This is a genomic window from Microbacterium sp. 18062 (assembly GCF_902706225.1).
Taxonomy (GTDB): Bacteria; Actinomycetota; Actinomycetes; order Actinomycetales; family Microbacteriaceae; genus Microbacterium.
In genome coordinates this window covers 1-12,195 of the sequence record NZ_CACSKB010000077.1, presented here as the reverse complement: position 1 = coordinate 12,195, position 12,195 = coordinate 1, and the positions used below count along the sequence as shown (strand labels likewise).

General features: G+C 72.0%; 12 protein-coding genes. 6 read left to right on the top strand and 6 right to left on the bottom strand.

Annotation, left to right across the window (positions count from 1 at the left end; genetic code table 11):
* Positions 1–144 precede the first annotated feature (144 nt).
* Positions 145–1,335 carry a CynX/NimT family MFS transporter gene (locus GVL03_RS17975; RefSeq protein ID WP_159502384.1) on the bottom strand — a complete coding sequence of 397 codons (1,191 nt, stop codon included), beginning with the start codon at positions 1,333–1,335 and terminating at the stop codon, positions 145–147.
* Positions 1,336–1,382: 47 nt separating this feature from the next.
* On the opposite strand from GVL03_RS17975, the gene GVL03_RS17970 reads away from it, so the two are divergent.
* Positions 1,383–2,693, top strand: coding sequence for an MFS transporter (locus tag GVL03_RS17970; protein WP_159502383.1), 1,311 nt, complete (start codon positions 1,383–1,385; stop codon positions 2,691–2,693).
* A gap of 118 nt (positions 2,694–2,811) precedes the next feature.
* Here the strand turns inward: GVL03_RS17970 and GVL03_RS17965 are convergent, their stop codons facing one another.
* Complete coding sequence (locus GVL03_RS17965) at positions 2,812–3,294, bottom strand: MarR family winged helix-turn-helix transcriptional regulator (RefSeq protein ID WP_159502382.1); 483 nt, start codon at positions 3,292–3,294, stop codon at positions 2,812–2,814.
* Positions 3,295–3,383: 89 nt separating this feature from the next.
* Between GVL03_RS17965 and GVL03_RS17960 the strand changes: the two genes are divergently transcribed.
* The 5 genes from GVL03_RS17960 to menE all read left to right on the top strand — a co-directional run bounded on the left by GVL03_RS17960 (position 3,384) and on the right by menE (position 8,628).
* Entirely contained in the window at positions 3,384–4,310 is a 927-nt protein-coding gene (locus GVL03_RS17960; RefSeq protein WP_159502381.1) for an SDR family NAD(P)-dependent oxidoreductase, read from the top strand.
* Positions 4,311–4,417: 107 nt separating this feature from the next.
* Positions 4,418–5,302, top strand: a complete 885-nt coding sequence (locus GVL03_RS17955) for an amidohydrolase family protein (RefSeq protein ID WP_159502380.1) — start codon at positions 4,418–4,420, stop codon at positions 5,300–5,302.
* A 4-nt stretch (positions 5,303–5,306) separates the two neighbouring features.
* The gene (locus GVL03_RS17950) at positions 5,307–6,500 is read left to right on the top strand and encodes an acyl-CoA dehydrogenase family protein (protein ID WP_159502379.1); all 1,194 of its coding nucleotides are present in this window, start codon (positions 5,307–5,309) and stop codon (positions 6,498–6,500) included.
* Between the two features lie 43 nt (positions 6,501–6,543).
* Positions 6,544–6,996 (top strand): MaoC family dehydratase, encoded by a 453-nt coding sequence (locus GVL03_RS17945; protein WP_159502378.1) that lies wholly within the window; start codon positions 6,544–6,546, stop codon positions 6,994–6,996.
* 105 nt (positions 6,997–7,101) lie between these two features.
* Positions 7,102–8,628 (top strand): o-succinylbenzoate--CoA ligase, encoded by a 1,527-nt coding sequence (gene menE, locus GVL03_RS17940; RefSeq protein WP_159502377.1) that lies wholly within the window; start codon positions 7,102–7,104, stop codon positions 8,626–8,628.
* Between the two features lie 155 nt (positions 8,629–8,783).
* On the opposite strand, the gene GVL03_RS17935 is transcribed toward menE, so the two are convergent.
* Genes GVL03_RS17935 through GVL03_RS17920 form a run of 4 tightly spaced genes read right to left on the bottom strand, consistent with a single transcriptional unit; the run spans position 8,784 to position 12,066 of the window.
* Entirely contained in the window at positions 8,784–9,629 is an 846-nt protein-coding gene (locus GVL03_RS17935; RefSeq protein WP_159502376.1) for a PaaX family transcriptional regulator C-terminal domain-containing protein, read from the bottom strand.
* A 1-nt stretch (position 9,630) separates the two neighbouring features.
* Positions 9,631–10,458, bottom strand: a complete 828-nt coding sequence (locus GVL03_RS17930) for an ABC transporter ATP-binding protein (protein WP_373683851.1) — start codon at positions 10,456–10,458, stop codon at positions 9,631–9,633.
* A 28-nt stretch (positions 10,459–10,486) separates the two neighbouring features.
* On the bottom strand, positions 10,487–11,311 hold the full coding sequence (locus GVL03_RS17925; RefSeq protein WP_159502375.1) for an ABC transporter permease: 825 nt from the start codon (positions 11,309–11,311) through the stop codon (positions 10,487–10,489).
* Entirely contained in the window at positions 11,308–12,066 is a 759-nt protein-coding gene (locus GVL03_RS17920; protein WP_235038228.1) for an ABC transporter permease, read from the bottom strand. The genes GVL03_RS17925 and GVL03_RS17920 overlap by 4 nt, the downstream gene beginning before the upstream one ends.
* Positions 12,067–12,195: the final 129 nt, after the last annotated feature.

The following is a 12,195-nucleotide window of genomic DNA, read 5'->3' as shown; positions in this document are numbered from 1 at the left end:
CCCGGGGCGTGGCGCTCCGGGCGGCAGGACCGCGAGACTGCAGCGGAGCGCCGAGACCGTGGGGTTGCCCCACTGTCTCGGCGCTCCCGTGCAGTCTCGCGGTTCACAAGCCGGGCGAAGCAGGGGTCGGGCGGGGCGGGGCGCTCAGCGTCGCAGGCGCGCTGCCACCCCGCCGCCCACCAGACCGAACACCAGCACGGCGCCGAGCACGGTCAGCAGCGGCACCGTCCAGGCGTCCGTCGCCTCGTGCAGGGCTCCGACGATGGTCGGACCGGCCGCGGCGACGCCATAGCCGATGCCCTGCACGATGCCGGAGCGCCCCGTGATCGTGTGCTGGTCCCCGCCGAGGGCGCTGATCATGATGAACACGACGGTGAGCCCGCCGCCCTGGGCGGCACCGCCGACGAGACACCACAGCCACCACAGGTCGGGGGCGACGAGGAACCCGATGGGCACGGTGAGCCAGCCGAGGGCGACCGCGACGACCCCGGTGAGGATCGACACGCGGGTCGTGAGCACGGGCAGCAGCAGCGCGCCCGCGATGCCGGCGACCTGGAAGAGCCCGGCGATCGCCCCCGCCGCCTCGGCGCCGAATCCGCGGTCGATCAGCAGCGTCGGCAGCCACGCGGTCATCGCGTAGAACGAGAACGCCTGGCCCGCGAACGCCGCCCCCAGCGCCCAGGTCGACCCCGACCGCAGTATGGAGGACTCCCGACGCGCCGCCGCGGTGCGCCGCTGATCGGGCCGCGGCCGGAACGCCTCCCGGACGCCGCGGAGCGAGACCCAGGCAGCGAGCGCCGCTACGCCGAAGACCGCCCACGCCGCGATCGCCCCGCGCCATCCGATGCCGGCGGCGAGCGGGGCGGTCGCCACGGTGACGGTCATCGTGCCGACGTTGATCGCCGAGGTGTAGACGCCCGTCATCATGTGCACACGGCGCGGCGAGAACTCGCGGGCGATGATAACCGGCACCACGACGTTCCCGATCGTGAGGAAGATGCCGATGATCGCCGTTCCGATCAGCGCGGCGGGGAGGCCGCCGCTCGAGCGGACGATGCATCCGACGATCGCCCCGCCGAGGCCCACCATCAGCGCCAGGTCGGGACCGCCCCGGCGCACGACCGCGATCGCCACCGGTGCGCAGACCGCGAACGCCAGCACCGGAATGCCCGTGAAGAGCCCGAGGACCGCCGCCGACACCTCGAGATCGGCGCCGATGAGTCGCGCGACCGGCGCGACCGCGACGATCGGCGCGCGCAGCATCGCCGCCGTCAGCACGATCCCGACGACGAGCAGGGGCAGACGCGAACTCGTCGGGCGGATGTCGGGAGGCACCCCGCAACGCTACTCCCGCTGCGCCCAGCGCCTCCGCCCCGGACCCCGTGCCGCTCGTCGCCGCCGTCTGTCTGATCGCGGCGAACATGCGTGCGACGATCACGGGCGTGGGCCCGCTGCTCGACCAGATCGCCGCCGATCTGGGCACCAGCACCGCGGCGCTCGGCGCTCTCGCGTCGGTTCCGCTGCTGACCTGGGCGATCGTCTCCCCGCTCACCCACGGGCTCTCCACCCGGTTCGGGATGTCGCGCGTCGTGCTCTGGGCGATGATCGCCCTCGGCGCGGGCACCGCCTGGCGGTCGTGGCCGGGCGTCTCGGTCGACCTGTGGCTCGGAACGGTGCTGATCGGCGCAGCGCTCGCAGTGGCGAACGTCCTCATGCCCGCCGTCATCAAGCGGGACTTCGGCCGTCACGTGCCGCTCATGATGGGCCTCTACACGGCCCTCCTCGGCGGCGTGGGCGCGATCGCATCCGGCGTCGTCGTGCCCATCTCACAGGCGGCGGGCGGCGGCGCAGACGGATGGCGCATCGCCCTCGCCGCGACGTCCGCGCTGCTCCCGATCGCGATCGCCCTCTGGATCTGGGTGCTGGCGCGCGGACGGAACCGCGCATCCGCCAGCGGGCCGTCCCGATCGATCGGCGCGATGCCGGCGACAGCGGATGCGGTCACCGCCGCCGCATCCGGCACCTCGCCCGCAGCCGGCACGGGCGCCGCCTCGCCGGGCGGCGCCGCATCCGCCCCGGTCTGCACGCGCGCGGGCCTCCCCCCGCGTCGCCGAGGCACCGGGATCTGGGGCGACCCGGTCGCCTGGCTCGTGGCGGCGTACATGGGCATGCAGTCCTCGTCGTTCTACATGCTCGTGACCTGGCTCGCCCCGTACGCGACCGCCCACGGACGCTCCGCGGTCGTCGCCGGCGTCGACGTCATGCTGTTCCAGATCCTCGGTGTCATCGGCTCGTTCGCCGTGCCGCTCGCCCTGCGCGGCCGCGCGCGACGCTGGGTGCCCGCACTGCTGCCCGTCGCCGGGCTCGGCGCGGCCGGTGGTCTGCTCCTCGCCCCGGAGGCGCTGACGATCTGGGCGCTCGTCGCCGGGCTCGGCGCGGGCGCCTCGCTCAGCATGTCGCTGACGCTCATGGCGGAGCGCGCGCGGGACCACGCCACATCCTCCGCCCTGTCGGGGATGTCGCAGTCGCTCGGCTACCTCTTCGCCGCGCTCGGCCCGATCTCGTTCGGGGCGCTCCACGCGATCGACGGCGGCTGGACGTGGCCGATAGTGCTGCTCATCGCCGTGCTCGCCGCGCAGGCCGCCGTGGGCGTCGCCGTCGGGCGCGACCGCTTCGTGCTCGATCCCCGCTGAGCGACCCCCGCACCGCTGTCCCGCGAGACTGCAGCGGGGCGCCGAGACCGTGGGGTTACCCCGCTGTCTCGGCGCCCCCGTGCAGTCTCGCGGCCCCGACCCGGGGCGGCGGGACGGATCAGTCGACGAAGGCGATCCGGCGCAGGAGCGCGGCGAGCTGCGCCCGCTCGGCCGCACCGAGCGCGGAGTGCAGCCGCTCCTCCGCGGCGCGGGCTGCCTCGACCGCCTCGGCGTACAGGGCACGGCCCGCGTCGGTCGCCAGCACGACGTTCGCGCGGCGGTCGGTCGGATCCGGCTGCCGCTCGACGAGCCCCCGGCGCTGCAGGTCGTCGACGAGGGCGACGACCTGGCTCGGGTCGAGCCGCAGGAACGCGGCGAGCTCCCGCTGCGTCGGCCGCGAGTCGTCGACGGCCAGGGCGAGCACCGAGTACGACCGCACCTTCAGTCCGTGCGGCGCGAGCGCCGCGTTGCCGGCGGCGAGCGAGAGCGCGTTGGCGCGTGCCATCAGGAAGCTCAGGTCGTCGGTGAGCGACGCGGCGGTGAGCTTCTGCCCAGACGCGGCGGTGAGCTTCTGCCCGAGGGCGGGCTCGCTCGATGTCATGTCCGAAGCGTAGCAAATCGTGTGGCAGACAATAATTGACATTCTCAACGAGTACGCGGTTCAATGAAGTCACCAACGAAGGAGTCCCCATGTCACTCGACGGCAAAGTCGCCATCGTCACCGGATCCGGCCGCGGCCTCGGCCTCGCCTACGCACAGGAGCTCGCCCGTCAGGGCGCATCGGTCGTCGTCAACGACGTGGATGCGGCGACCGCCGCCGAGGCCGTCGCGAGCATCGAGGGCACCGGCGGCAAGGCCGTCGCGGTCGTCGCCCCGGTCGGCTCGACCGAGACCGCCAAGCAGCTCGTCCGCACGGCAGTCGACACCTACGGCCGGCTCGACATCCTCGTCACGAACGCCGGCGTCCTCCGCGACACCGTGCTCTGGAAGATGAGCGACGACGACTTCGACACCGTCATCGGCGTGCACCTGCGCGGCACGTTCACGACCGTGCGCGAGGCCGCCATCCACCTGCGCGAGCAGGGCGAGGGCGGACGCATCATCACGATCGGCTCGCCCACCGGACAGCGCGGCACCTTCGGCCAGACCAACTACGCCGCCGCCAAGGCCGGCATCGTGGGCATGGTGCGCACCTGGGCGCAGGAGCTCAAGAAGGCCGGCATCACCGCGAACGTCGTCATCCCGGTGGCAGCGACGGCGATGACCGCGACCGTGCCGTACTTCGCGGCCGCCGTCGAAGCGGACGCGGCGGGCGAGCCGATGCCCGCGTTCTTCCGTCATGACCTCGGGTTCGGCACGTCCGACGACGTCGCGGGGCTCGTCGCCTATCTCGCCTCGGACGCCGCCGCCGGCGTCACCGGGCAGGCCATCGGGGTGGGCGGCGACCGCCTCCAGCTCTGGTCGCATCCCGAGCCGGTCGTCACCGCCTACCGCGACGGCGGCTGGACCTACGACGCCCTCGAGGACGAGTTCCCCACGCTTGTCGGCGAGAGCCTGCAGTCCGTCGGCGAGCGCTTCCCCGCGCTTCCCGAGGAGCTGCAGCGCCCTCGCCCCTGACCCGCGGGTCGCCGACCCCGGGCCCCTGACCCGGATGCGGCGGGGCGCACCCGAAGCGCTCCGCCGCATCCGCACCACCCCTGCCACGTCTAGGCGAGGAAGCCGACATGACCCGCTACGAACCCGCGATCGACCTCGACGCGGTCAGAGCCATCGATGTGCACGTGCACATCGAGGTCGACGACCACGGCCGCACGTCGCTGCCCCCCGACCTCGCGGAGGCGGCCTCGGCCTACTTCAGCGCGGATGTGGAGCGCCCCGACCTCGACGCCTTCGCGCAGTACTACCGCGACCGCCGGATGGCCGCCGTCGTGTTCACCGTGGACGCGGAGACCGCCCTCGGCCACGCCCCCCTCTCGAGCGAGGAGATCGCGGCGGGCGCGACGCGCAACAACGACGTGCTGGTCCCGTTCGGGTCGGTCGATCCCCGAAAGGGACGGGCCGCCGTCGACCACGCCCGACGCCTCGTCGAGGAGCACGGTGTCCGCGGGTTCAAGTTCCATCCGACCGTGCAGGGCTTCGACCCGAGCGACGAGGCGTGGTTCCCGCTCTACGCGACGCTGCAGGACGCCGGTGTCGTCGCGCTGTTCCACACCGGGCAGACCGGTATCGGCGCGGGCATGCGCGGCGGGCGGGGGTTCCGGCTCGCGCTGTCGAACCCCATGCTGCTCGACACCGTCGCCGCAGAGTTCCCGGACCTGCAGATCATCATGGCCCACCCCTCGGTGCCGTGGCAGGACGAGGCGATCTCGGTCGCCACTCACAAACACAACACGTGGATCGACCTGTCCGGCTGGAGCCCGAAGTACTTCCCGCCGCAGCTCGTGCGCGCCGCGGGCTCGTTCCTGAAGAGGCGGGTCCTGTTCGGCTCCGACTTCCCGCTGCTCACGCCCGACCGGTGGCTGCGCGACGTGGAGCAGACCGACCTCAAGCCCGAGGCGATGCCGGGCATCCTCAAGGACAACGCGGCACGCCTGCTCGGATTGGCCTGAGCCGATGACCGCGACGCTGCGTACCGACCCGCCGTTCGGGATCGATGCCCTCGGGTTCGCCGAGAGCCGGCTGAGCCCCGCCGCCCGCGCCGCGCTGCACCGGCTCGACGACGTGCTCGCCAGGGAAGTGCGACCGCTGCTCGCGGAGGCGTGGGAGACCGCGACGCTGCCGGCTGCCGTGCTCGGCTCGCTCATCCCGCTCGATCTCATGCGACCGGAGGGTGTGGATGCGGCCGAGGCCGGGTCGTCGATGTTCTCCGGCTTCCGCAACTACGTGCTGGCCCGCACCGACGTGTCGGTGGCGACCGCCTACAACGCGCAGTCCGGCCTCTTCCGCACGACCGTGCGGCTGGGCGGGTCGCCCGAGCAGGTGGCGGCGCTCGACTCGCGGATCGCGGGCTTCGAGGTGCGCGGCACGTTCGCGCTCACCGAGCCGGAGCATGGCTCGGACATCGCCGGAGGGCTCGCGACCACCGCACGCCGGGACGGCGACGGCTGGGTCATCGACGGCGCGAAGCGCTGGATCGGGGGCGCCGGCACGGCGGACCTGCTCGCCGTGTTCGCCCGCGACGTCGCCGACGGCCGGGTGAAGGTCTTCCTCGTCCCGCGCGACGCGGAGGGCGTGCATCTCACCCGCATCGAGCGCAAGGTGTCGCTGCGCCCGATGCAGAACTTCGACATCGTGCTCGACGGCGTGCGCGTCGACGAGGAGTCGCGTCTGCAGCGGGTCGACGGATGGCGCGACGTCGCCCGCATCCTCCGCGCCATGCGCTCGGACGTCGCCTGGATCGCGACGGGCCTGCAGGCCGGGGCGCTCGACGCGGCCGTGCGCTACGTCACCGAGCGCGAGCAGTTCGGCAGGCCCCTCGGCGGGTTCCAGCTCGTGCAGGAGAAGCTCGCCCGTATGCTCGGCAACCTCACCTCGTCGCTCGGCATCGTCACGCAGCTGTCCGCGATCCAGGACGGCGGGGACTTCCGCGACGAGAACTCGGCGCTCGCGAAGATGCAGACCGCCCGGCTCGCGCGCGAGACCGTCGCGCTCGCCCGGGAGGTGCAGGGCGGCAACGGCATCGTCCTCGACAACGACGCGGCCCGCTTCTTCGCGGATGCGGAGGCCGTCTACTCCTACGAGGGCACCCACGAGATGACCGCCCTGATCGTCGGGCGGGCGCTCACCGGGACCTCCGCCTTTGCCTGACCGACCGCATCCGACCCGCAGACCCCATCGAAGGAGACACGTCATGACCACCATCGCCGCCTACGCGGACGCCGCCACGCTCGCCGGCACGGACCTCGGCTGGACCGAGTGGATCGAGGTCACGCAGGAGCGCGTGAACCTCTTCGCCGACGCGACGGACGACCACCAGTGGATCCACGTCGACCCGGAGCGCGCGAAGGACGGCCCGTTCGGCGCGCCGATCGCGCACGGCTTCCTCTCGCTGTCGCTGACCGTGAAGTTCTGGTCCGAGCTGTTCGACCTCGAGGGAGTGACGACCAAGGTCAACTACGGCCTCGAGAAGGTGCGGTTCGTCTCGCCGGTGAAGGTCGGCGCGAGGATCCGCGGCGGCGCCGTGATCGCCGAGGTCACCGAGGTTCCCGGCGGCTACCAGTTCGCCGTCGACCAGACGATCGAGATCGACGGCGGCACCAAACCCGCCGTCGTCGCCCGCGGCCTCTACCGCTTCTACGCCTGACCCCACCCCCGTGAGCGGCCACGACACGCGGACACACCCCGCCAGGGACCCGCGTGTCGTGGACACTCGACAGAAGAAGACCCTCGACGCAGAGGACACGCGACGATGCACAACCACGGACTCGGCTCCTGGATGGCCACCCGCCGACTGAAGAGCCCCGACAAACCCGCGCTGATCTTCGGCGACGGCGACGTCCTCACGTATCGGCAGGTCGCCGATGCCGCCGACCGGATCGCGGGGCTGCTCGCAGCGCGCGGCATCCAGAAGGGGGATGCGGTCGCCTACCTCGGCGAGAACAGCCCGGAGTTCCTTCAGGTGATGTTCGGCGCCGCGCAGCTGGGCGCGGTGTTCGTGCCCGTGAACACGAGGCTGGCGCCGCCCGAGATCACGCACGTGCTCACCGACTCGAACGCGCGGGCGCTCATCCACGACGCCGAGTTCGCCGGGCGGGTGGCGGACGGCGTGGAGGCCGGCCGGATAGCGCACGTGCTGCTGACCGGCGACGGCGCGGACGGGATCCCGGGGCTTAACCGGCTGACCGCGCAGGCCCGCGCCGGGCACATCGACGCGACGGTCACGCTCGACGACCCGGCCGCGATCGTCTACACGTCGGGCACGACGGGCAAGTCGAAGGGCGCGGTGCTCTCGCACGGCAACCTGACGTGGTGCGCCATGAACTGCATCGTCGACTACGACGTCGTCTCCACCGATGTCGCGCTGCTGATCTCGCCGCTGTTCCACGTCGCCTCGCTCGGGATGGGGGCGCTGCCGGTGATCCTGAAGGGCGCCACGATCGTGCTCGAGAAGGGCTTCGACGCGGGGCGCGCACTGGAGCTCATCGAACGGCACCGGGTCACGATGCTCAGCGGCGTGCCGACGACCTATCAGCTGATGGCCGACCATCCGAACTGGGCGGATGCGGACATCTCGAGCCTGCAGAAGCTGACGTGCGGCGGATCCGCGGTGCCCACCCGCATCCTGAACGCGTTCGAGGAGCGCGGGCTGTCGTTCTCACAGGGGTACGGGATGACCGAGACCTCACCCGGAGCGACCTCGCTGTCGCCGACCATGACGAGGCAGAAGCAGGGCAGCGTCGGGCTCCCGCACTTCTTCACGGACGTGCGCATCGCCGACGAGAGGGGCCGGATGGTGCCGCGCGGCACGGTGGGCGAGATCGAGATCTCGGGTCCGAACGTGTTCCTCGGCTACCACGGCCTGCCCGAGGCGACGGCGTCGTCGTTCACGGACGACGGCTGGTTCCGCTCGGGCGACCTCGGCTACCTCGACGAGGACGGCTACCTCTACATCGCCGACCGGCTGAAGGACATGATCATCTCCGGCGGCGAGAACATCTACCCGGCGGAGATCGAGAACCTGATCAGCGACATCAAGGGCATCTCGGGGGTCGCCGTGATCGGCGTGCCCGACGAGCGGTGGGGCGAGGTGCCGTGGGCGGTCGTGACGCTGCGCGAGGGCGCCGAGGTGACCACGGAGTCGGTGCGCACCCAGCTCGACGGCGTGCTGGCGCGGTACAAGCTGCCGAAGAACGTCGTCGCGGTGGAGGAGCTGCCCCGGACGGCATCGGGCAAGGTGCGCAAGGCGGACCTGCGCGCCCGCTTCGGCCGCCGCTGACCCGAAAGTCTCCGGGTTCGGTCCCTGAGCGAGGAGCGAAGCTCCGAGACGAAGGGCAGCGACCGGGCTTTCGCCACGTCACGGAACGCCCCGCAGAGGCGCGGAGAGGCTGATGCGTCGCCCCGGAGCCCGGGCCCGGGCTCCGGGGGCGGGCGTCAGCGGGCGGAGAGCGTCACGAGGGCCGCGGTCGCCGCATCCTGGAGCTCGTCGCGACGCGCACGGTACGCGGCGATCGAGCGGGCGGCGGGCCAGTCGGCCTCGAGGAAGCCCACGGGCAGCCGCGGGTCGGCGCGCAGCAGCGCGAGCCAGTCCGACACGAGCATCGTCAGCGCCGAGACCGGCGGCACGGATGCGGCGAGCGCCGCCGGATCCTCCCATGCGGCCAGGAACCGCTCGTGCGCGCCGCGGAGCGTCTCGAGGTCCCACGCGCTGCGCACCGTCCCGGCGAGCGGGAACTCGGGCAGGTCCCGGGCCCGGAACGCGACGATCGCGGACTCGGGCAGCTCATCGCGCAGCGACCCGAGCGCGGCCACGAGGTCGACCTCGCCGGGCGCCACCCACAGTCCGTCGCGCACGGGGGCGAAGCCCTCCCACGTCAGCGCCGCACGCAGGCGGTGCCGGAGCGTGCGCTGTCCCTCCGGCACCGTGAAGGTGACCAGGGTCCAGCCCTGCCCCTGCGGGGAGAACGGATACGGCGAGTGCACCCGCTCAGACGCCTCCCGCAGCACCTCCCGGCCGTGGTCGGTGAGCCCGTACTCCACGCCGCGCCCCACCCGGTCGCGCGTGAGGAATCCGCGCAGCACCATCCGGTCGAGCATCGCGCGCGCGGTCGGGCCGGCGACGCCGGCCCCCTCGAGCACGTCGAGGTAGGCACCGGCGCGCAGCGGTTCGTCGAGCCCGAGCTCGAGCCGCTCGCCGAGCAGCGCCAGCAGGAGCCGTTTCGGGTTGCGGGTCGCCGCATCCGTCTCTCGCGTGCGCGTCTGCGCGGTGCCGATCGACACGTCAGGCGACCGGGCGCACGGCCTCGCCGCGCTTGGCACGCTGGATCTGCTCGTACACGTGCGTACGCAGTTCCGTGAAGCGCGGCAGGGCCCGGGTCGTGATCTGGTCGCGCTCAGGGGCGAGGTCGATCGGGAGGTCCTCCTGCACCCAGGTCGGCGACTTCGAGAGCACCACGACGCGTTCGCCGAGGTAGACGGACTCGTCGATGTCGTGCGTCACGAACAGGATCGACATGCCTCGCTCCAGGTGCAGCCGGCGCACGAGGTCCTCGAGGTCCGCGCGGGTCTGCGCGTCGACCGCCGCGAACGGCTCATCCATGATCAGCACCTCGGGCTGGTAGGCGACCGCGCGGGCGATGGCCACGCGCTGCTGCATCCCGCCCGACAGCTGCCAGGGGTAGCTCCCCGCCGCATGGTCGAGGCCGACCGCCGTCAGGGCGTCGTCGATCAGCTCGTCGCGCTCCGCACCGGTCAGCTTCTTGTGCCTCAGCGGCAGCTCGACATTGCCGCGGACCGTCAGCCACGGGTACAGGCTGCGGCCGTACTCCTGGAAGACCAGCGCCATGTTCGGCGGCGGCCCGGTCACCGTCCGTCCGTCCAGGTCGACCGTTCCCGCCGTCGGCCTCAGCAGCCCCGCGATGCACTTCAGCAGCGTGGTCTTGCCGCATCCGGACGGGCCCACGATGCACACCAGCTCGCCCCGACGCATCGAGAATCCGATGTCGCCGATCGCCTCGACGTCGCCCGTCGAGGACTCGTAGACCTTCTTCAGATGCTCGACCCGCAGCAGGACGTCAGCGCCCCCAGGGCGCTCACCATCCGGGATGATACGGAAATCCCCCTCGGGGGTTCTCGGATCAGGCACGCTCCACCTCCTTGATTCCGTGGTACCAGCGCAGGACCCTGCGCTCGACGAGTCCGAAGACCGCCGCGAGCAGAACGCCGACCAGCCCCAGCAGCACGATGCCGCTCCACATCTCGGCGATCAGGTAGTTGCGCTGGAAGTAGACGATCCGATAGCCCAGTCCCGACGACGAGGCGAACATCTCGGAGATCACCATGAGGATCAGCGCGATCGACAGCGACTGCCTCACCCCGGCCATGATGCGCGGGCTCGCGGCGGGCAGCACGAGATACCGGATCCGTTCGGCACGGGTGAGGGCGAACGAGCGCGAGGTCTCGACCATCACCGCATCCGTCGATCGCACGCCGTCGATCGTGTTGAGCAGCACGGGCCAGATCGACCCCGCGACGATCACGGCCACCTTCATCGTGTCGGTGATGCCCATCAGGAGCATCATGACCGGGACGAGGACGGGCGGCGGGACGGCGCGGAAGAACTCGAGCACCGGACCGGTGAGCTCGCGCAGCCAGCGCAGGCTTCCGATGAGGGCACCCGCGGCGATGCCGACCGCCACCGACAGGACGATCGCGATCGCGAGGCGCCCGAGGCTCGGCAGCACGTCCGTGGTGAACGCGGGACCCACCCAGGTGTCGACGAACGCCTCGAGGATGATCGCCGGGGAGGGGAAGAACCTCGCCGGGGCGAGCGTTCCCCACACCCCCCAGACGATCAGGAGCAGGATGGGCAGGCCGAGCGCGAACGCGGTGCTCTCGCCGAGCTTCGCCCAGACCCGGGAGCGACGTCGCGGGGTGACGATCGTGCTGGTGTAGAGGCTCACAGGACCTCCTCCCCCCGCACCGACTGGTGCCACGACAGCGACCGGCGCTCGATGAGGCCGAACAGGATGTTGATGACCAGCCCCAGCAGCCCGGTGACGACCACGAGCGCGTAGACCCGCGTGTAGTTGCCGGCCGACTGCGCGAACACGATCTGCTGCCCGAGCCCGGGGGTGCCGATGACCATCTCTGCCGTGACGGCGAGGATCAGCGCGACGGAGGCGGCGAGCCGGAGCCCCGTCATGAGGTACGGAAGCGCCGTGGGCAGCACGAGGTTCACGATGCGCGAGCCCCGCGAGAGGCCGAAGCTCCGCGCCGTGTCGCGGGCGACCGTGTCGACGTCGGCGACGCCGTACAGCACCTGCACGAACACCTGCCAGAAGCTCGCGAACACGATGATCACGAGGGCCGCGGGCAGCTGGATGCCGTAGAGGAGCACGGCGAGGGGGATCAGGGCGACCGAGGGGATGGGGCGCAGGAACTCGACCGTGGTGTGCGTCGCCCGCCGCAGGAACGGCACGAGCCCGACGACGGTGCCGAGCAGCACCGCCAGCGCGCTCGCGATGACGAGGCCGATCGCCCACGCGGTCATCGTGCGGCCCACGTTGCGCCAGAACTCCAGATCCCGCAGGTCCGCGAAGAGCTGTGCCAGGGTGTCGGTGGCGTAGGGCAGGAACCGGGGGCTGACGATGCCGAGCGCCGGGATCAGCTGCCAGGTGAGGAGGAAGCCGACGATCCCGGCGACGCCGAGGAGCACCTTGCGCAGCGTCCGCAAGGCCGTCGACGACGCCGGCGGCGCCGATGCTGTTGACCGAGACGCGCTTGCCGGCGAGGTCCGCCGTGCTCGAGATGCCCGAGTCGCCGAGCGCGACCACCGAGTTGACGT